The organism is Streptomyces sp. NPDC111507 (assembly GCF_055638955.1).
Window position 1 is genome coordinate 192,491 of record NZ_JBVKBU010000015.1, and the last position, 20,738, is coordinate 213,228.

Annotated in this window: 14 protein-coding genes; 7 read left to right on the plus strand and 7 right to left on the minus strand. The window is 71.8% G+C overall.

The window, feature by feature from the left end:
* Positions 1-65 precede the first annotated feature (65 nt).
* From ACZ7M2_RS40720 to ACZ7M2_RS40740, 5 genes are all read left to right on the plus strand, one after another.
* Positions 66-692, plus strand: coding sequence for a DUF3000 domain-containing protein (locus ACZ7M2_RS40720; RefSeq protein WP_403701274.1), 627 nt, complete (start codon positions 66-68; stop codon positions 690-692).
* A gap of 345 nt (positions 693-1,037) precedes the next feature.
* Complete coding sequence (locus ACZ7M2_RS40725) at positions 1,038-1,700, plus strand: response regulator transcription factor (RefSeq protein WP_054234007.1); 663 nt, start codon at positions 1,038-1,040, stop codon at positions 1,698-1,700.
* A gap of 123 nt (positions 1,701-1,823) precedes the next feature.
* The gene (locus tag ACZ7M2_RS40730; RefSeq protein WP_471599610.1) at positions 1,824-3,101 is read left to right on the plus strand and encodes a ribonuclease D; all 1,278 of its coding nucleotides are present in this window, start codon (positions 1,824-1,826) and stop codon (positions 3,099-3,101) included.
* Between the two features lie 255 nt (positions 3,102-3,356).
* Positions 3,357-4,583 (plus strand): thiolase family protein, encoded by a 1,227-nt coding sequence (locus ACZ7M2_RS40735; protein WP_352048059.1) that lies wholly within the window; start codon positions 3,357-3,359, stop codon positions 4,581-4,583.
* The gene (locus ACZ7M2_RS40740; RefSeq protein ID WP_471599611.1) at positions 4,580-6,706 is read left to right on the plus strand and encodes a 3-hydroxyacyl-CoA dehydrogenase NAD-binding domain-containing protein; all 2,127 of its coding nucleotides are present in this window, start codon (positions 4,580-4,582) and stop codon (positions 6,704-6,706) included. The genes ACZ7M2_RS40735 and ACZ7M2_RS40740 overlap by 4 nt, the downstream gene beginning before the upstream one ends.
* A 196-nt stretch (positions 6,707-6,902) precedes the next feature.
* Here ACZ7M2_RS40740 and ACZ7M2_RS40745 read toward each other — a convergent pair whose 3' ends face one another.
* The 6 genes from ACZ7M2_RS40745 to ACZ7M2_RS40770 are packed head-to-tail and all read right to left on the minus strand — an operon-like array spanning position 6,903 to position 17,052.
* Positions 6,903-7,919, minus strand: a complete 1,017-nt coding sequence (locus ACZ7M2_RS40745) for a PLL family lectin (RefSeq protein WP_471599612.1) — start codon at positions 7,917-7,919, stop codon at positions 6,903-6,905.
* Between the two features lie 28 nt (positions 7,920-7,947).
* The gene (locus ACZ7M2_RS40750; protein ID WP_471599613.1) at positions 7,948-9,909 is read right to left on the minus strand and encodes a hypothetical protein; all 1,962 of its coding nucleotides are present in this window, start codon (positions 9,907-9,909) and stop codon (positions 7,948-7,950) included.
* Positions 9,906-12,002 carry a glycosyltransferase family 4 protein gene (locus tag ACZ7M2_RS40755; RefSeq protein WP_471599614.1) on the minus strand — a complete coding sequence of 699 codons (2,097 nt, stop codon included), beginning with the start codon at positions 12,000-12,002 and terminating at the stop codon, positions 9,906-9,908. The genes ACZ7M2_RS40750 and ACZ7M2_RS40755 overlap by 4 nt, the downstream gene beginning before the upstream one ends.
* Positions 11,999-13,762, minus strand: a complete 1,764-nt coding sequence (locus ACZ7M2_RS40760) for a stealth family protein (protein WP_471599615.1) — start codon at positions 13,760-13,762, stop codon at positions 11,999-12,001. The genes ACZ7M2_RS40755 and ACZ7M2_RS40760 overlap by 4 nt, the downstream gene beginning before the upstream one ends.
* Complete coding sequence (locus ACZ7M2_RS40765) at positions 13,759-15,372, minus strand: sugar phosphotransferase (RefSeq protein WP_471599616.1); 1,614 nt, start codon at positions 15,370-15,372, stop codon at positions 13,759-13,761. The genes ACZ7M2_RS40760 and ACZ7M2_RS40765 overlap by 4 nt, the downstream gene beginning before the upstream one ends.
* A 15-nt stretch (positions 15,373-15,387) precedes the next feature.
* Positions 15,388-17,052 (minus strand): stealth family protein, encoded by a 1,665-nt coding sequence (locus tag ACZ7M2_RS40770; protein ID WP_471599617.1) that lies wholly within the window; start codon positions 17,050-17,052, stop codon positions 15,388-15,390.
* 447 nt (positions 17,053-17,499) lie between these two features.
* Here ACZ7M2_RS40770 and ACZ7M2_RS40775 point away from each other — a divergent pair, with 447 nt between their 5' ends.
* On the plus strand, positions 17,500-18,603 hold the full coding sequence (locus ACZ7M2_RS40775; RefSeq protein WP_471599618.1) for an LCP family protein: 1,104 nt from the start codon (positions 17,500-17,502) through the stop codon (positions 18,601-18,603).
* Between the two features lie 455 nt (positions 18,604-19,058).
* Here ACZ7M2_RS40775 and ACZ7M2_RS40780 read toward each other — a convergent pair whose 3' ends face one another.
* Positions 19,059-20,183: a PLL family lectin gene (locus ACZ7M2_RS40780; protein WP_471599619.1), complete on the minus strand. Its 1,125-nt coding sequence runs from the start codon at positions 20,181-20,183 to the stop codon at positions 19,059-19,061.
* Positions 20,184-20,362: 179 nt separating this feature from the next.
* Between ACZ7M2_RS40780 and ACZ7M2_RS40785 the strand changes: the two genes are divergently transcribed.
* Positions 20,363-20,737: a PIN domain-containing protein gene (locus tag ACZ7M2_RS40785; RefSeq protein WP_471599620.1), complete on the plus strand. Its 375-nt coding sequence runs from the start codon at positions 20,363-20,365 to the stop codon at positions 20,735-20,737.
* Position 20,738 lies beyond the last annotated feature (1 nt).

Here is a 20,738-nt window from a genome sequence, read left to right on the forward strand (position 1 = left end):
CCGTTCCCCTTAATCTTCCCCGCATGGCTGCGGCTCAGGGACGACTGTCGGACGGCGCTGGCGAAATGGACGATGCCAAGGAGGGGGACCGGGATGCGAGGGAAACGGATCCGCCACCCTTCCGGGCTGCCGTCGACGCACTGAGGGGCGCGCGGCTGCGGCCCGAGATCGAGATCGACCCGACGCGCCCACCACAGCGCCTGGCCCCCTACGCGTACGCGCTGGAGGCCGCGGTCGTCGCCGACGACGAGGACCTGGCGGACGGCCGGCTCATCCTGTTGCACGACCCGGCGGGGCACGACGCCTGGCAGGGCTCCTTCCGGCTGGTGACGCTGGTCCGCGCGGAACTGGAGCCGGAGATGGCGGCCGACCCGCTGCTCCCCGACGTCTCCTGGTCGTGGCTGACCGGCGCGTTGCAGGCCCGCGGCCTGTCGTACGGCGAACCGAGCGGCACCGTCACCCGGGCGAGCTCGCACTACTTCGGGGGGCTGGCCGAGCGCCCCGCCGCGTCCCAGATCGAGATCCGGGCTTCCTGGACGCCCCGCGAGGGCCTGGGCGGGGTACCGGACACGGCCGCGCACCTCGCCGCCTGGTGCGATCTGCTCTGCCAGATCGCGGGCCTGCCCCCGGCGGGGCCGGGCGACGGCTCGGTGGTGACCCTCCCGCAGCGCCGGGGTCCGCAGTCCCGCTGAACGCGCCCTCTTCCGTTTTTCCGCTCCTCCGTCTTCCGGGGCGCCCGTGTCACATCGAACGGGCGCCCTTTTCGACCTCGCGGAACGCCGCGCCCTTTGCCGAGTTCCTTGCCGAGGTTTTGTCGATACGGCCACTTTCAGCCGTGTCGCGACATGGAACGACTCGGTTCGATCTTCGGATGATCGATCGCGTGTCCGAATTGCACGGATTGTTACTCACCAAATCGTGATCATTCTCTAAAGGCGGACGGGTTTGATGCCGAAGACGTCTGTGACCTTGAAAGCACGGTTCGCCCCGGCTTCATCCCCACAGCCGGTCCCCGTCCCGCACCCCCAGGAGGCCTGGTGTCCGTTCTCCTCGAGCAGCCCGCAAGCCTGGTCGCCTACCGCCCGAACAAGCCGACCGCCATGGTGGTCGTGGCCGACCCACGGGTCCGATCCACCGTCACCCGCCACCTCTGGGCGCTCGGAGTGCGCGACGTCATCGAGGCGTCGTCCGTCGCGGAGGCCCGTCCCCGAATCGGCAACCCGCGCGACATCTGTGTCGCCGACGTCCACCTGCCCGACGGCAGCGGGCTCACCCTGCTGTCCGAGACCCGAGCCGCGGGCTGGCCCAACGGCCTCGCCCTCTCCGCCGCCGACGACATCGGTGCCGTGCGCAACGCCCTCGCGGGCGGCGTCAAGGGCTATGTCGTCACCGGCACCCGTACGAACGTCGGGCTCCCCACCCGACCCGGTGTCGCGCCGATCGGCTCGGCCGCCGCCCGTATGCACCGTCGCCCCCCGGGTGCCCCGAGCCACCCGGGCGGCTACCGCGAGCTCTCCGGCCGAGAGGTCGAGGTGCTCCGGCTCGTCGCCGAGGGCCAGTCGAACAAGGCCATCGGCGTCTCCATGGGCCTGTCCGCGCTGACCGTCAAGAGCCACCTCGCCCGCATCGCCCGCAAGCTCGGCACGGGCGACCGCGCCGGGATGGTGGCGGTCGCCCTGCGGACGGGGATCATCCACTGAAACGGGGGCACACCCCCCACCGGACCGGAACGTTCACCGACCTGACTGGTTTACGACCCTCCTGCGCCCGTCGACGGAACGTTCCGTCGGCGGGCGTGGTCCATACACAGATACTCTTGACAGGTGACCGACGCCCAAGAGACCGCAGAAGACAGCTCACTGCGAACCACCGGAGGCGGCCCTCCGGACGACGTCGAATCGGCGCCGATCCCTTTGCTTGAGCCCCGAGAGGGCATTCCGCCCGTCGTCGCCGACGAGACCGCGCTCGCCGAGGTGATCGCGGCCTTCGCCGCCGGCTCCGGCCCCGTGGCCGTGGACGCCGAACGCGCGTCCGGGTACCGATACGGCCAGCGCGCCTATCTGGTCCAGCTGCGCCGCGAGGGCGCCGGCTCCGCGCTGATCGACCCCATCGCCTGCCCCGACCTCTCCGGGCTCGGCGAGGCCGTCTCCGGCGTCGAATGGGTGCTGCACGCCGCCACCCAGGACCTGCCGTGTCTGCGGGAGATAGGCATGGTGCCGACGCGGCTCTTCGACACCGAGCTGGCCGGACGCCTGGCCGGGTTCCCCCGAGTGGGCCTGGGCGCGATGGTCGAGAGCGTGCTCGGCTTCGTACTGGAGAAGGGGCACTCCGCGGTCGACTGGTCCACGCGCCCGCTCCCGGAGCCGTGGCTGCGCTACGCCGCGCTCGACGTGGAATTGCTCGTCGATCTGCGCGACGCCCTGGAGAAGGAGCTCGACCGGCAGGGCAAGCTGGACTGGGCCCGACAGGAGTTCGACGCGATCGCGCAGGCCGAGCCCGCGCCGCCGCGCAAGGACCCCTGGCGCCGGACATCCGGGATGCACAAGGTGCGCCGCCGTCGGCAGATGGCGGTCGTGCGGGAGCTGTGGGAGGCCCGGGACCGGATCGCCCAGCGCCGGGACATCTCGCCGGGCAAGGTGCTGGGGGACGGGGCCATCGTGGAGGCCGCGCTCTCCCTTCCGGCCAATGTGCACGCGCTTGCCGCGCTGAACGGGTTCGGGCACCGGATGGGGCGGCGCCAGCTGGAGCAGTGGCAGGCCGCCGTGGACCGCGCGAAGGCAGTGCCGGACGCCGAGCTGCCGCAGCCGGGGCAGCCCGTCACCGGGCCGCCGCCGCCGCGTGCCTGGGCCGACAAGGACCCGGCCGCCGCCGCCCGGCTCTCCGCGGCGCGGGCCGCCGTGTCGGCACTGGCCGAACAGCTCAACATGCCGCAGGAGAACCTGATCACTCCGGACACGGTGCGGCGGGTGTGCTGGGAGCCGCCGGCCGGCGCCGACGCCGAGTCGGTTTCGGCCGCGCTCGCCGGGTACGGGGCTCGGCCGTGGCAGGTGGAGTTGGTCACACCGGTACTGGTGGATGCGCTGGCCGTTAAGGGTTCGTAGTCGCCTCAAGGGGGCCTTGGAGCGAAGAGCGACGGCGAGATCACGCCAAGATCCCCGGATGGCGTACAGAGGAACGGGACGGAGATCGAGACGATGTCCGTGCCCGGGCGGAGAGGATCGGCGGATGTGACGTTCGCCGCTCCCGTCGCCGGGACTGGGCAGGGTGGTTACTCGCAAGTAGCATGACGGGGTGAGCGCGCGCTCAGTCGCGTGCGACGCGCAGCAGTGCCATCCCGCATCTGGAGGAGAGCCATCGTGCCTCGTACCGTCAGGGACGTCGTCTTCGTCGACGGCGTCCGCACCCCGTTCGGCAAGGCGGGCCCGAAGGGCATCTACCACGAGACCCGCGCCGACGACCTCGTCGTGAAGGCCATCCGGGAGCTGCTGCGCCGCAACCCGGGCCTCGACCCGAAGAAGATCGACGAGGTCGCCATCGCCGCGACCACGCAGATCGGTGACCAGGGTCTGACCCTGGGGCGGACCGCGGGCATCCTCGCCGGGCTGCCGCAGTCGGTCCCCGGCTACTCCATCGACCGCATGTGCGCGGGCGCGCTGACCGCCGTCACCACCACCGCGGGCTCCATCGCCTTCGGTGCGTACGACGCCGTCATCGCCGGTGGTGTCGAGCACATGGGCCGCCACCCGATGGGCGAGGGCGTGGACCCGAACCCGCGGTTCGTCAGCGAGAAGCTGGTCGACGAGTCCGCCCTGTTCATGGGCATGACCGCCGAGAACCTGCACGACCGCTACCCGCACATCACCAAGCAGCGCGCCGACGAGTACGCCGTGCGCTCGCAGGAGAAGGCCGCCAAGGCGTACGCCAACGGCAAGATCCAGCAGGACCTGGTGCCGATCTCGGTGCGCAACACCAACGCGGAGGTCGGTGAGACCGGCTGGGGCCTGGTCACCGCCGACGAGCCGATGCGTCCGGGCACCACGCTGGAGAACCTGGCCGGGCTCAAGACGCCGTTCCGCGTGCACGGCCGGGTCACCGCCGGCAACGCGGCCGGTCTGAACGACGGCGCCACCGCCTCGATCATCGCGAGCGAGGACTTCGCCCGCGAGCACAACCTGCCGGTGAAGATGCGGCTCGTCTCGTACGCCTTCGCGGGCGTCGAGCCGGAGGTCATGGGCTACGGCCCGATCCCGGCGACGGAGAAGGCCCTCGCCAAGGCGGGTCTGTCCATCGAGGACATCAACCTCTTCGAGGTCAACGAGGCCTTCGCCGTCCAGGTGCTGGCGTTCCTCGACCACTACGGCATCGCGGACGACGACGCGCGCGTCAACCAGTACGGCGGCGCCATCGCCTTCGGTCACCCGCTCGCCTCCTCCGGCGTACGTCTGATGACGCAGCTGGCCCGCCAGTTCGAGGAGCAGCCGGAGGTCCGTTACGGCCTCACCACCATGTGCGTCGGCTTCGGCATGGGCGCCACGGTGATCTGGGAGAACCCGCACCACAAGGACGCCGGAGGCAACAAGTGAGCACCGCTGAACTCCTGAAGGGTGCGGCCGAGCTGTTCCCCGACGAGGTCGTGACGTCCGCGCACGTACGCCACCTCGACCTGCCGTTCGGTGCCGGGCGCTTCGCGCTCATCACCCTTGACAACGGCTTCGACCACACCAAGCCGACCACCTTCGGCCCGGCGTCGCTGGCGAACCTCAACACCGCCATCGACCAGGTGGAGGCGGAGGCCGCGGCCGGCGAGATCGTCGGTGTCGGCGTCACCGGCAAGCCGTTCATCTTCGCGGTCGGCGCGGACCTGAAGGGCGTCGAGCTCCTCAAGAACCACGACGACGCGCTCGCCATCGGCAAGGGCGGCCACGAGGTCTTCAAGCGCCTCGCGGGCATCGCGGTCCCGACCTTCGCCTACTACAACGGCGCGGCGATGGGCGGCGGTGTCGAGGTCGGTCTGCACTGCCAGTACCGCACGGTGTCGAAGGCCATCGCGGCCTTCTCGCTCCCCGAGGTCTTCCTCGGTCTGGTCCCGGGCTGGGGCGGCTGCGCGCTGCTCCCGAACCTGATCGGCGCCGACAAGGCCGTCTCGGTCATCATCGAGAACTCGCTCAACCAGAACAAGCAGCTCAAGGGCAAGCAGGTCTTCGACCTCGGCATCGCCGACGCACTCTTCGAAGGCGCCGACTTCCTGGAGCAGTCGCTGATCTGGACCGCGTCCGTCCTCAAGGGCGACATCGCGGTCGAGCGTCCCGAGATCGACCGCGGCGAGGCCTGGGACCAGGCCGTCGCCAAGGGCCGGTTCATCGCCGACGGCAAGGTGCACGGGGCGGCTCCGGCCGCGTACCGCGCCCTCGACATCATCGCGGCGGCCAAGGACGGCGACCTGCAGAAGGGCTACGACGCCGAGGACATCGCCCTCGCCGACCTGATCATGGGCGGCGAACTGCGTTCCGGTATCTACGCCTTCAACCTGGTCCAGAAGCGCGGCAAGCGCCCCGCGGGCGCCCCGGACAAGAGCCTGGCCCGTCCGGTCACCAAGGTGGGCGTCGTGGGCGCGGGCCTGATGGCCTCGCAGCTCGCCCTGCTCTTCCTGCGCCGCCTCGAAGTACCCGTCGTCCTCACGGACATCGACCAGGAGCGCGTCGACAAGGGTGTGGGCTACGTCCACGCCGAGATCGACAAGCTGCTGGCGAAGTCCCGCATCAACCAGGACAAGGCCAACCGCCTCAAGGCGCTGGTGACCGGTGTCCTGGACAAGGCCGAGGGCTTCTCCGACGCCGACTTCATCATCGAGGCCGTCTTCGAGGAGATCGGCGTCAAGCAGCAGGTGTTCGCGGAGGTCGAGGCGGTCGCCCCGGCGCACGCGATCCTCGCCACCAACACCTCCTCCCTCTCGGTGACGGAGATGGCGTCGAAGCTGAAGAACCCCGAGCGGGTCGTGGGCTTCCACTTCTTCAACCCGGTCGCGATCCTGCCGCTCCTCGAGATCGTGCGCGGCGAGCAGACGGACGACGCCTCGCTGGCCACGGCGTTCGCCGTCGCCAAGAAGCTGAAGAAGACCGCGGTGCTCGTGAAGGACGCCCCGGCGTTCGTCGTCAACCGCATCCTCACCCGCTTCATGGGCGAGATCCAGAACGTCATCGACGAGGGCACGCCGGTCGAGGTCGCGGAGAAGGCGGTGGAGCCGCTGGGTCTGCCGATGTCTCCGCTGGTCCTGCTCGAACTGGTCGGCCCCGCGATCGGTCTGCACGTCTCGGAGACCCTCAACCGGGCCTTCCCCGACCGCTTCACGGTCTCCCCGAACCTCGCGGCCGTCGTCAAGGCGGGCAAGCGCGGCTTCTACGTGTACGACTCCGGGAAGCCGGAGCTGGACCCCGAGGTCGCGGCGCTCCTGAAGCAGGGCGATGTGGTCCTCACGGAGGAGCAGGTGCGTGCCCGTGTCCTGGACGCGGTCGCCCAGGAGATCGGTCTGATGCTCGACGAGGGTGTCGTCGCCGAGGCCCAGGACATCGACCTCTGCCTGATCACCGGTGCCGGCTGGCCCTTCCACCTGGGCGGGATCACTCCGTACCTGGACCGTGAGGGCGTCTCCGAGCGAGTGACCGGCAAGCGGTTCCTGGCGGCCGGGGTGGCTTCCGTCCCCGCGTAAGCGCTCCGCTGTGTCCGCCGGGTGCCCTGTATGCCGACGTGGCATACGGGGCGCCCGGCGTTTCCACGCCCCCGCCGCCCCTACCCGTGTGTTCTTCGGCTGCGGGCGGGTGGGGGCTGGTCGCGCAGTTCCCCGCGCCCCTGAAAGCCTCCGCCGCGGCCCGCGTCTTCAGCCCGGCGGGGGCGAGAACCAGCTGTCACACCGGGCGCCACGCCTCCAGTGCCAAGCCCGGTTCGTCCTTGCGTCGGGTGAGGAGGAGTTCCTCGCTGCCCGGGGCCAGGGTCGCCGCCACCACACGCCCGTCCTCGTCCTCGGCAAGAGACACCTCGGCCCCGACGGGAAGCCCAGGACCCGACTCGGTCCACCACGCCCCCGCCGCCTCCTGCTCGGTGGGATACGCGGCGAAGACGACGCGACCGCTCGCCGACCGCTGCGCGAGCAACGTGCAGTCGTAGCCGTCGAGTTCACAGCGGATCGCCGAGACGGGGCCGGGACCGGCCGACGCGAGCACGGCGACAGGCTTGGTGCCCGGGCGCCACGCGCACACGTCACCCGCCTCGTCGGTGAAGAAGAGGGTGGTGGAGGAGGGGGAGGTGGCGAGGGCCCGGAGGGTGCCCGGACGTACCGGCGTCTCCAGGGACTCCTGGAGCACCGGCTGCTTGCCCGGCTCCTCCTGGCGCCAGTGGGCGATCCCGTCCGCCACGACCGCGTACAGCTCGACGAGCCCTGACTCCCCCGTCACGGCCGCCAGATCCTCCCGTACGTCACTGCCCTTGAGGTCGCGCCACGGATCCCAGCCGCCCTTCTCCTTCTGGGCGACCATGCTGACCCCGCCGCCCTGGTTGCGCACGAAGACGTGGGCGCGTCCCTGCGCGTCGACCGCGACGGCCGGCGTACCGGTGCGGTCACCCGTCTTGTTGGGGTGCCCGATCGAGTGCCAGTCGAGCGCGGCGAGCCGCGGCCGGTAGTGCGTGGTGTGCACGAGCCCGGACTCGCCGGGCACGGTGGGGCGCCAGGAGACGAGATGGGCGTAGCCGTCGGCGCCCTGGCCGACGGCGAGGACGGGGTGCAGGCGCTGCTCGCCGCCGATGGTGCGCGGTGGGTCCCAGGGGCCGCCGGGGCCGCGCTCCGCCCGGCAGTGGACGGCGGTGCCCGACAGCAGGTACACACTGAGCCTGCCGTCACGACCGCGTCTGAGCCATTCGCCGTTCACCGGTTCACTTTAATCCGGGGCCCTCGCGTCATCGCCAGGGGCCCAGGGGGCTGCCCACGGCCGGTGACAGCTGGCGGCGGACGTGCAGGCGCCCGTCGGTGCCGATGACCGCCAGGACGACGGCGCCCGCGGCGTCCCGTGCCATCGCGGGGGCGTGGGTGAACATGTCGCCGGACTCCCGCCAGTGGGTGCCGGAGATGTCCTTGTCACGGTCGGGCAGCGACACGACGGGGCGGCCACGGCTGCCCCGGTGGGCCAGGTACGCCTCCCGGGCACCGCGTTCGGGTGCCCACAGCGCGGCCACGGCGCCCGTACCTCCGTGGCCGCCCAGCCCGGCGCCGGATCCGGGCCAGCGGCCGTCGGCGTGCCGGCGGTAGGCCATGACCTGCTGGGTGCCGGCCTCCCGGTAGTACAGGCAGGTGCGGCCCGCGCCCGAGTCGACGGCGGTGACGCCACCGGTCGCGGGGCGGCCGGTCTTGAGGGTGTCGTCGAGGGTGAAGGGGCCGCCGGGTTCGGGCTGGTACCAGCGCCATACGGTGTTCTTGCCGGGGACGTACAGCTCCACCGTGCCGTTCTCGGTGGTCAGGGCCGTGCCCGCGTCCTGGACGAAGGAGCCGCCGAGGTTCTCCCAGGGTGCCCAGGCGCCCGTGGTGTCGCGGCGTCGCAGGCTGATGCCCTGGGCGAAGTCGCGCACGAACACGTGGAGTCGGCCCATGCCGTCGACGGCGGCCGACGGCACGCCCACCTCGCGCTGACGGCGGCCGTCACCGTGGGACCAGTCCGGGTTCTCCAGGGTCCGCCAGCCGCTGAAGCCGTTGCCGTCGGGATCCTGCACGGTGTGGACGACATCGACGGTGACCCCGCTGCCGACCACCGACTGGCGGCGCAGGCCGACGAGTTCGGCGGGGCCGCCGGGTACTCCGGTGACGGCGAGGGTGGGGGCGAGCCAGCCGTCACCGAGGACGAAGGGGCCCTTCCACTCGCCGCTCGCGGGGGCGGTCTCCGTCCAGAAGGTGAGCCGTCCGGCGAGCACCCCGAAGGCGTTCAGCCGGCCGTCGGGGCCCAGGCGCAGCCAGTCGGTCGTGGGCGAGTAGCGGTAGGCGGCGCTTCGCATGTGCGTGCTGCGGAAGGGGTTCGGCCCCAGCTGCCGGTCCCCGCATCGCTCACAGGTGCCGTGCGGGCAGGCCTGGGGGGCGTCGAGGCCCGCGTAGGTGGCGAGGTACTCGGCCTTCTCCGAGACCGCCGCCGAGTCGAGGTTGTAGCCCCAGAAGCGGTTGGCGTAGGCGCGGTAGTGCTCGACGACCGGGGTGTGGCCCGCCTCGCGGTGCCGGGTGAGGGCGGCGAGCGCGAAGTGCGCGGTGGTGGTGTGGTCGACATGGTCGGAGCAGACGTACTCCTCCTTGCCGCCGTCGTGTTCGGGGTCGGGGTCCATGGTCCGTACGACGGTGGGGCGGACGTGGGCCAGCAGTGCGGTCAGCGCGCCGACGACCTGTTCCCGGGTGACGTGCTGCACCTCGCCGACCGTGCAGCCGCGCACCGGCAGCGTGGCCTGGGTGCGCAGGGCGCCCTCCCACAGCTCGTGGATCCGGGTGCGGCCGCGGTCGGTGGGCGCACCCTGGTGGAGCTGGAGGAAGTACAGGCACACGCCGTCCCGGTCGACGAGCGTGAACCGCTCGGCGGCGAACCCGGGGACGAGGTCCACGGGTTCCCGGCGCCAGCGGCTGTCGCGGTCGCCGGTCGCCATCCGGGCGTACGCGGAGCGCAGTCCGCAGCCGCGCTCGGTGCTGTAGCCGGTGAAGTCCGGTGGCAGTGCGGCGTGTTCGGGGTCGTTGGTGTCGGCGTTGATCCCGTCGCCCTCGCCGGCGGTGAGGACGACGGTGGTGACGAGGTCGCCGTCCTGGAGGGATCTGACGAGGTCGGGGTTCATGAAGTACAGGTCGTCGTCCTGGTGGGCGACGATGTGCAGGAGGGAGCGAGTCGTCGGGTTCATCGGTCCACCACATTCATGGCCATGGCTCCGGAGGCGGAGCAGTAGGGCCGTACCCACACCGGGCGTGCCGGGTGGGCGACGGCGTACGGGGAGGGCTCGTCGCCGACGAGCGGGACGGACGGATAGGCGTAGGCGCCCTTGACGTCGGGGAAGTCCTCGAGGAGGTGGCAGACGCGGACCTTGCGGCGGTCGGCGGGGTGCGGCTGGAGCCACCAGTCCCAGTCCTCCCAGCGCGCGAGGCGCAGGTCCACGATCCGGCGGAGGGGGACCTCGGCGCGGAACCCCTGGCGGCCCAGGATCTCGACGGGAACGGTGAGGTTCCTCGCGTACCGGCCCCGGCGGCTGACGACGAAGAGGGCGCCCGGCTCGACCCGGCGCTCGCCGCACAGGACGCCCGCCAGGGTGATGCCGGTGTCGGTCACCTCGACCGAGGTGCACTCGGCGTGTTCCTGGCGCAGCACGGTGCGCAGCATCAGCCGGCCGCCCGGTTGGGCGTAGGGGAGGTTCCAGCCGACGGAGCGGGTCGTCGGGCGGGCCATGAGGCGGGCGCGGGCGTCGATGAGCGCCCGGGTGTCGCGCAGGCCCGCCTTCATGTGCACGACGGGCGACTTCGGGCTGCGCATGGTCACCTGCCAGCGTCCGTCGCCGAGTTCGTCGAGGGCGGACGGAGTGAGGGCGGCCGTGTAGCGGGTGCCGCCGTTGTCGAGTGTTCTGCGGACGGTGCGCAGCGGCAGGTCGGGGCGGCGGTCGTCGTCGGAGGGTTGGTGGCGCAGCACGAACTGCCAGCGCTGCCGCCCCTCGCCGGGGCCGTCGGCGGCGAACCGCAGCCAGCCCGCGTCGTCCGCGGTGACGTCCACGGTGGCCGCGCCGAGGGAGACCGGGGGCACGGTGACCTGGGCGGTGGCGGCCTCCTTGGGGCCCGCCGGTGTGCGGTAGCCGCGGACGGCGGCGGCGCGGCGGCGGGCGGCGTCCTCGAAGAGGTCGACGTAGCGGGCGGCGACGGCGGCGGGGTCGTAGCGGGCGGCGTTGCGCAGTGCGGCGGCGCCCATGTCGCGGCGGAGTGCCTCGTCGGCCATGAGGCGGCGCAGACCCTGGGCGATCGCCTCCGTGTCGCCGTTCGGGACGAGGAAGCCGTCCTCGCCGTCGCGGAGGATCTCCCGGGGGCCCACCGGGCAGTCGGTGGAGACGACGGGCAGGCCGCAGCGCATGGCCTCGACGAGGGTCATGCCGAAGGATTCGGCACTGGAGGTGACCGCCGCGATCGACCCCTTGGCCCACTCGGACTCGATCGGTGAGAAGCCGCCCATCAGCAGGGCGCGGCCGGCGAGGCCCAGTTCCCGTACCAGGGTGCGGAGTGTGCCCGCCTCACCGCCGTCGCCGTAGATGCGCAGCTGCCAGTCGGGGAACTCCTCGGCCAGCATGCCGAAGGCGCGGATGAGGAGGTCGTAGCGCTTGATGTGGTGCATGCGGCCGGCGCTGACGACGACCTTGTGCGAGCAGTCGGAGGGCGGTACGGCGGGCTGGGGGACGCTGTTGGGGATGCCCACCACGGGGATGCCGGGGATGGGGGTGTTCTCCAGGAACGACCCTGCGTCCGCCTCCGTGACGGTGGTGACGGCGTCCAGGCGCGGGTAGACGCGGGCCATCTCCGCGCGTACGGCGGGCGGGATGGCCAGGTGGGTCATGTGCTCCTGGGCGACGCGCAGCGCGCCGTCGCGGGTGTGGGCCGCGACGAAGAGGTTGAGGCTGGGGCGGGTGCCGACGACGACGTCGGCGTCCGTCTTCTGCAGGTCGCGGATGATGCGCCCGTCGGTGAACCTGCTGTACTGCGCGTAGAACTCCTCCTGGCGCGGGACCACTTCGCTCGGTTCCTCGCTGCCGGCGGCGCCGCGGTCGGCGGAGCCGGGGCGCAGGTCGACGAGGGCGCGCACGGTGATCCGCGGCGAGATCTCGAACTTGGTGGCGGTCGCCCGCCGGAAGACGGAGACGATCTCCACGTCGTGGCGGACGGCGAGCGCCTCGGCGAGGTTGATGACCGTGCGGTTGGTGCCCCCGATGCCGTAGATGTTGTTGATGAGGAAGGAGATCTTCACCGGATCTCGGGTTCCTTCCGCTCGAAGGGGCTGGGCACGGGGTAGTACGCGTCGAGGAATCGTCTGAGCATGGCCGTCTGGCGTTCGGTGTCCTGGCCGTCGGAGAGGGTGTCGTTGATGCAGAACGCCTGCCGGTCGCGGCGGGCGAGCAGGATGCCGAGGCGCCGCTGGATCTCGGGTTTCGCCAGGTCGAGGTAGGCGAAGCCGATGGTCGAGGGCACCGCCCGGCCGGTGAAGTAGGCGTAGTAGTGGTAGAGCGAGGACGGGATGGAGATGTCGGTGGCGCTGCGGAAGCGGCTGAGCGAGGTCTGCCGGTGGGCGTCGGCGAACTCGCGCTCGATCTCCTGAAGGACGCTGCGCCGCAGGGCGTAGGGCGCGTGCCGCAGCTTCTGGACGATGGCCGAGCCGAAATTGTCCAGGATGAGGCGCCGGTTGTTCTTGCCCGCGGCGTCGACGGGGCGGTCGCCCTGGGTGAGGTCCCAGCGCGGCACCTGGGACGGCGAGAAGAACGTACGGGTCATGCCGTTGGAGAGGAAGAAGTCCTGGGGGGTGACGGGGCAGCCCAGGAACATGTCGTCGTTGAAATAGAGGAAGTGCTCGGACAGGCCCTTGATGTGGTGCAGCCGGCTCTCGATGGCGTGCGAGTTGAAGGTGGGCAGCGCGCTGGGGTCGTCGAAGATCTCGGAGTGGTCGACGACGGTGACGCGCGGGTGGCGGTCGTTGAGCCAGGCCGGGCGCTGACGGTCCGTCACCACGTAGACATGGCGGACCCAGGGGGCGTTCTGCTCCAGCGCGCGCAGTGAGTAGCGCAGTTCGTCGCGGCTGATGTAACGGGCCGCGTTCGCGGACTCGGTGTGATAGCCGCCGTGTCCGAACGCGGCGCGCCGCTGCTGCCAGGCGGGGTCGTTGCCGTCCACCCAGGTGTAGACGACGTCGATCGGGAAGCGCACGTCCTCGGGGAGCGCGTCGGCGCACGGCCGGATGGTGCGCACCGAGCGGGTGCGGCGGGTGTGCAGGGCGGCGAAGCCCGTGAGCCGGCTGACCGGGATGGTGACCCGGGGCTCGTCGGGGGCGACGTCCTCGGTGACCCGGTTGGGGCGGGGGGCCACCAGACGCCCTTCGCTCGGCTGCCAGAACTCGATGTCGCAGCCGTACGCCAGGCCGAGGACGAGGGAGCCCTTCGGGTCGCTCCACACCATGCCGACGCGCAGCACCCGCGAGGCGTGGGTGACGTGCCGGCCGCGCCGGGAGCCGCACAGCGCGGTACGGCCCGTCGCCTTGTCGCCGTGGCAGGCGCTCACGTAGACGGGTCCGGTGCGCGCGGAGCGGTCCAGGGCTCTGCGGACCCGGTCGCGGTCGGCCTCGGCGACGGCCAGGCTGGAGCGGAAGTCGGAGTTGCCGCGGATCGCGAAGTAGTCGACGCCCGCCTCCTCCAGCAGGGTCGCCACCAGTTCGAGGTTGGCCTCGCGCAGTCCGAGCGGCGACACCGTGGGGCGTACGAGGGCGATCTGCGCGCCCCGGCCGGGAAGCACCGCGAGCCGCTCGCCCTCGCCGAACAGCCGCGGCCAGCGGCGGCGGGCCCGCAGGCCGCGGAAGAGCCGGGCTCCCAGGGTGACGGACTGGAGCCGGCGCAGCAGCTGCTTGAGGGCCATGCGCAGCCGCATCGGCACGCGCCGTGCGATCCGGCGTCTGAGGCCGGTGGGGACCAGGGTGCGGTACACCCCGACCGCGGCGGATGCCTCGGGGTTGCCAGTGCTCACGAATGCGTGTCCGGGTCTTCGGGTTCCCCGTGCTCGAAGGCGGAGGCGACGGGGAAGTAGCGGCGGAGGAAGTGGTGGACGGCGTCGGTGCCGCCCCGATGGTGTGCCTCTTCGGAGCCCAGGCCGAAGAGGTGGATCTGCTGGGTGTCCCGGCGGACGAGGAGTCGCTCCAGACGGTTCTCGATCCCGGGCAGGGCCGCGTGCAGCAGCACGGACGCCTCGCCGGAGGGGTCGGCGAGTCCGGCGACGTACCCGAAGTGGTGGACGAGCCCGTCCATGGGGTGGGTGCCGGGCACGGCGGGCAGCCGCTGTCCGTCGGGGGGTTCGGGCGGGGTGGTGCCTGCCGCCGCGAGCCGGACGAGGGTGTCGCGGTGGTAGGGCTGGGGGCCCGCGGTGTAGCCGTGCGCGGTGACGCGGCCGGTGGCCGTGTAGGCGGCGCGGGTCCACGGGGCGAAGGACTCCTCGGCGTTCCAGGGGCCGCGCCGGGGGCGGGTCGCGCCGTGCGGGGTGAAGTAGTCGAAGGGGCGGACCGGGCGGCCGATCAGGGCGCCCGGGCGCAGCAGCAGGAAGTGGTCGGCGAGGTCGGGCAGTTGGTGCAGGGCTCGCTCGGCGCCCGGCGCCGCACGGACGATGTCGAGCCGGTCGTCGGCGCGCAGCCAGCCCGGCAGCGGCGCTTCAGCGAGCACGTGGACGACGTCGACCCAGGGCGCGTACTGGTGCAGCGAGCGCAGCGCGGCGCGCAGCAGTTCCTCGCCCCAGGGGGTGGGGTCCTGCCACAGGAGGACTGCGTCGACGGGGAAGGTGATCTCTTCCAGCCGGGGGATGTCGAAGTTCTCGAGCGTGATCGTCGGGTCCATGTCGCCGTCGATGTCGCAGTACCCGGAGAGCCGGTCGAGTCCGATCTCGATGCCGAGCGCGTCGCTCGGGACGGTGCGCTGGACCCGGTTGGGGCGCGGTCCGGCCAGCCGTTCCTGGGGCAGGTCGGTGTTGACGGTCCAGAACTCGATCTCGATGCCCTGGTCCTCACCGACCCACAGGTTCTCGGTGGGCTCGGTGCGCAGCCAGGTCAGGCGGATCACCTTGGCCTTGCCGAAGTGCTTCCAGGCCTTCAGATGGCTGGCCGGCAGGGTCTCGGTGTCGCTCTTCGCGGGGGACACCGAGACGACGTATCCGGTGTGCTCCTCCATCAACGCGCGCAGGGCACGGCGTACGGCGCCCTTGTCGCGCTGTTCCACGGCCAGGCAGATCCGGCGGTCGTCGAGCGCGGGCACCGCGAACCACGGGATGTCGGCGGCGTCCAGCGCGAAGGTGACCAGGTCGTGGTCGAGGCGGCGGGCGAGGTCGATCGTCAGGCCGGTGTGGACGTGGCCCACCCGCCCGTCGGGGGCGGTGATCCGGCGCTCGGAGTGCCCGAACTCCGCCTTGCGCACCCGGCGCAGGGCGCGTCGGTGCAGCCGTGCCTCGCGGCGGCCGAGGGTCCGGGCGAGGCCGCGCTTGACCTTGCGGCGGACCCGCAGGGGGACGGTGCCCGCGGCGGCGGAGCGCAGCGGCTGGGGGACGAGTCGCTTGTAGACGTGGGCCGCGGAGCTCATCGACGTCGGGTCGGACACGTCATGAACTCCGTTTCATCGCTCGTGGGGACCGGCGGGGTCTGGGCTGATCTCGTGGGGACTCGGGGTGGGGAAGTAGGCGTTGAGGAATCCGTCCAGCAGTTCCTGCTGGGCCTCGATGTCCTCGGGTGTGGAGAAGGCGTCGTTGAGACAGAAGGTGTCCTGGTCCCTGCCGTCGAGCAGTCGTTGCAGCCGTTCGGCCAGGTCGGGCACGGCCAGTTGCAGATAGGTGAAGGGCATGGAGCCCGGCTGGCCCCGTCCGGTGAGCGCCGCGTAGTAGAGCGCGAAGGACGAGGTCGGTGAGAGGTCCGTCATCGCCCGGAAGCGGCTCGCGGAGGTCCGCGCCCAGGCCTCGGGGAAGTCCCGTTCGGCCTCCTCCATCGCGCTGCGGCGCAGGGCGTACGGGATGTGTTCCATGGGCTGGGTGATCACCCTGCCGAAACGTTTCTTCAATAGCGCGCGGTTGTTCTTGCAGGCCGCGTCGACCGGCGTGTCGGTCGCGACGACCGGCCCCTGCGGGATGCGGTTGCGGGAGGGGAAGTAGCGCGCGGTGCCGCTCGGGGTGAAGAAGGCGTGCGGCGCCACCGGGCGGCCCATGAACATGTCGTCGTTGAAGTACAGGAAGTGCTCGGCGAGCCCCTCGATGTGGTGGAGCTGGCTCTCGATCGAGTGCGAGTTGAAGGTCGGCAGGTCCGCGGGGTTGCGGAAGATCTCGCGATGGGTGGCGATGCGCACACCCGGCAGGTCCTCGCGCAGCCAGTCCGGGACCTGGTCGTCGGTGACGATGTGGACGTTGCGGATCCAGGGCGCGAACAGGTGCAGCGAGCGCACCGAGTAGCGCAGCTCGTCGCGGCTGATGAAGCGCGCGTCGCTCGCCGACTCCGCGTGGTAGACCTCGCCCTTCGCCTGCGCCTTGCGCTGCTTCCAGGCGGGATCGTTGCCGTCCACCCAGGTGTAGACGGCGTCGACGGGGAAGGCGATGTCGTCGGCGCAGTTCACCAGGAACTCGGGCCGGGTGGCGAGCGCGGGCGCGAGGCGGCGCTCGGTCCAGTCCGACACGAACCGGCTGAACAGCCGGGCGGCGCCCAGGACGTTCACGCCGTCGGCGGCGACGGCCCAGGTGACGCGGTTGGCGCGGGGCGCCACGAGATGGGTGCCCTGACGCTGCCAGAACTCGATCGCGCAGCCGTACTCGTGGCCGAGCAGCAGATGGCGGCCGGGGTCGGTGCGCGACCAGCTGACCTGGAGGACGCGCGCGGTGGCGACCTCGCGCCAGGCCTTCGGGTCGCGCGAGGAGACCGGGCCGGCCTGGCGGGGTCTGTCGGGATCGGTGACGCTCAGGTGTCCCGGGTACTGGCTCAGTCCCCGGAACAGCACACCGAGCACCCGCTCGCGGTCCTCCTCGGCGACGGCGACGACGGTGCCGTGGTCCGAGGTGCCGCGCACCGCGAAGTACCCGACGCCGGCCGTGGCGAGCAGTGCGGTGAGGGCGCTGCGGTTCGCCTCGCGGGCGGAGAGCGGGGTCAGGCCGGGCTCGACGTAGACGTCGCCCCGTTCGGGGTCGGGCGTGGTGTGCCCCGGCCGGGCGGAGGCCTGCCCGGCGGCACCGGTGCGAGCCCCCGAGGCACCGCCGGAGTCACCCACCGCCCGATGGACGGCGGGGTCGGAAACGGTCGTCACACCCGCTGCCCCTCATGGGCAGACGCATGCAGCGGCACAGCCACCCTCCTCATTCCTCGCCTGGCCGGAAACCGACGGCGAGCACCTTCACGGTCGCCCGCCCTCGTGCCCCCCGGCTCGAATCCGCGACCACGTCCACACCGTCAACAGCGACGGCGCCATTCACACCAAAGTTTTAACCTTCACAGGTCTGGCACATCATCACTAGGTGAATCATCAACTGTCAACAGTGATTACAAATGACAGAAAACACACAGCCGTCCATGCCTGGGGTGAACCTCCGGTAACGCCCTCATGAATCGGCCGCCGCCGAGCTTGTTCGAAAGTCGGTCTATAGTTCAGCCACATCGCGGCACGTGAGCCGCCTCGGGCCCGGCCTCTCCCCCCACTCGTGCCCTCCCCCGTTCGATTTTCGGCACCGAGCCGGCAGCGAGAGGACACCGCGGAATGACGCACGCCCTGACGGAGACGGAGTCGGGCCCCCGCAGATCCAGGCGCGCGCCGTCGAAGCGCGACGGCAAGCCGCCGCGGCGCCGCCGGGTGTGGCGCTGGATCGCCCTGGGCCTGGCCGTCGTCCTGCTCGGGGCGGGCGGAACGGTCTGGTGGATGTACGAGAGCCTCAACTCGAACCTCTCCGACGTCGACATCGACAAGGCGCTCGGGGACGACCGCCCCGAGAAGGTGCCGACCAGTGGCCAGAATCTGCTGGTGCTCGGCTCGGACTCCCGGTCCGGCGCCAACGCCTCCCTCAACACCGGGCACGTGAGCGGCGCGCGCTCAGACACCGCGCTGGTGGTGCACATACCCGAGGGGCGCACGCGCGCGACCGCGGTGAGCATCCCCCGCGACACGCTCGTCAGCCGCCCCGCCTGCACCACCGCCTCCGGCGGACGACTGCCCGCGGCGAAGCGCGTGATGTTCAACTCCGTCTACTCACTGGGCGGTCCGACCTGCGTGGTGAAGACCGTCGAGTCGATCTCGGGCATCCGCATGGACCACTACATGGAGATCGACTTCGCCGGGTTCAAGGACCTCGTGGACGCCCTCGGCGGGGTGACGATCAAGCTCGACGAGGCGATCAAGGACTCCAAGACCGCCCTCGACCTGACCGCGGGCACCCACCACCTGGACGGGACGGACTCCCTCAAGCTCGTCCGCACCCGTTACGGCTACGGCGACGGCAGCGACCTCGGCCGCATCGGTCTCCAGCAGAAGTTCATGCTCGCCGTGCTCGCCGAGGTCAAGCGCCAGGATGTGCTGGGCAGCCCGACGAAGTTGTACGACATCGCCAGCTCCGCCACCAAGGCGCTGACCACCGACTCCGGTCTGGGCTCCCTCACCAAGCTCGCCAAGTACGGGGGCAGCCTCAAGGCCATCGACCCCGGCAGCATGGAAACGATCATGCTGCCCGTCCAGTACGACACCCAGGACCCCAACCGGGTCGTGGCCGCGCAACCGCAGGCCGGCCGACTCTGGAAGGCCCTGCGCGAGGACGAGACCGTCCCCGAGTCGGCCAAGAAGTCACCCGCGACGGGCGGCACCAAGTCCTGACGGCCGGCGTGCGGAACCCGCACCGGCCGACCCTCCCGACGCCCTGCGGTGACAACACCAGGAGCTGGGCAACGGGCCGGACTCAGCGCGGGGCCCGGTGCGTTGCGGAACCCGTCCGCACCGAGCCGCTCGGAGCAGAAACGGCGCGCCCGGTCCAGGTCTTGGGTGCCGGTCCTTCGGTGGCGATCCGTGGGTGGCGGTCCTTCGGTGGCGGTCCGTGGGTGGCGGTCCGTGGGTGGCGGTCGGTCGGGTCCGGCCCGCCGGTGACGCTCCGCCGGGTCCGGTCCGCCTGTGGCGCTCCGCCGGGTCCGGTCCGCCTGTGGCGCTCCGCCGGGCCCAACCCGCCGATGACCGCCCAGCCAGGTCCAACCCGCCGATCACGCTCCATCGGGTCCGGCCCGCCGATGACACTCCGCCAGATCCAGCCCGCCGATGACGCTCCGCCGGTGACGCCGTCAGAGGCGGATGGACGGGGCCATCACCAGACCCCCGTCACCGTTCTGCCGCGCGACGCACAACGCACCGTCCGCGCCGATCATCCCGAGCACGACACGCCCGTACGCGTCGAGGGCCGCCGCCGGTGCGCCCACGCCGCGCTCGCCGGTGGGTGACCACCACAGCCCGGCCTGCTCGTTCTCCGTGCCGCAGGCGGCCAGCATGAGCTGACCGTCGAGGTCACGATGGGCCAGCACCGTGCAGTCGTAGCCGTCGAGGACCGCGCGGAGTGCCACCACGGGTTCCCCGGCCGGCGCGCCGCCCAGCGGGATCACCCAACTCCCCGGCCGGTGCGCGACGATCCCGCCGGTGGCCGGGTCGGTCCAGTAGTACGTCGCCCGGTCGGGCCCGGTCGCCAGTGCGACGGCGCTGCCGGGAGCCACCGCGAGCGGGATGTTCGGGGCCTGCCGGAAGTCCCCGCCGGGCTCCTCCTGGACCCAGCGCATGACACAGCCGTCACCCCCGGCCATCGCCTCCACACGACCGGAGGGATGGACCACCGCGGCCACCGGATCCTGTACGCGGCTGCCCTTCAGGTCGGTCCAGGGGCCCCATTTGCCGCCCGGCAGCTCCCGGCGCAGCATCACGCCGCCCCCGGCGTTGCGCACGAAGACATGCACCGTGCCGTCCGGGCTCACCGCTGCGGACGGCACGCCGAGCCGCGCCGCCTTGTCCCGGTCCTTGTGCGGATTGCCCAGCGAGCGCCACTCGGTGACGGGGCGGTCGGTCTGGTACTGGATGGCGTGGACGATCTCGACAGCGGGCGGTCCGTCCCCCTTGCGGACCTCGCGCCGGCCGAGGAAGTGGACGTAGCCGTCGGCTCCCTGGGCCACGGACACCCACGTCAGATCGGCCGCCGGGAAGACGTCCGGGCCCGTCCACCGCGAGCCGCCCCGCCGGGCCTCGGTCCAGCGCAGCAGCCCCGCACGGCCGTGGGCGTACGCGCTGAGTTTGCCGTCCTTGCCGAGGACCAGCCAGGGGCCGCCGACCACGGTGTCCGCCACGTGCCGCCCGACTCCCCCGGGTGCGTCGGCGTCGACCTTCGCTCTGCCCCGGACGGCGGCGCGCCCGGATCTGGTCCGCATGACGTGACCTGCCCTTTCCCATGACACTCGGCGCGGCTCCCCTGCCGCCTCCGCGTGCGGGCACGCGGGAGGCCGAGCGCGCCCCATCATAGGATGAACGTTTCCTCAAGCCCCCGTGACGGCCGTTCAAACGACGGTGCAAACGGATGTCCCCAGGCTGCTCGTGCGACGCTGGCCGGATGACCGACCAGCCTCTGCTCGTGATCATCGACGCCGCCAACGTCGTCGGCTCCGTCCCCGACGGCTGGTGGCGCGATCGCCGGGGTGCCGCGGAGCGGCTGCGGGACCGGCTCGCCCGGGACGGACTGGCCGGGCACGAGGGTCCGGTGGAGCTGGTCCTCGTGGTGGAGGGCGCGGCCAGGGGTGTGGAGTCCGTCGCCGGTGTTCGGGTCGTGGCGGCACCCGGCAGCGGCGACGACCGCATCGTGGAGGTGGTGACCGAGGCCGGTGACCGCCCCGTCCTGGTCATCACGGCGGACCGTGAACTGCGGCGCAGGGTGACCGAGTCGGGCGCGGAGGTGGCGGGACCCCGGATGGTACGGGGGCCCTCCTGAG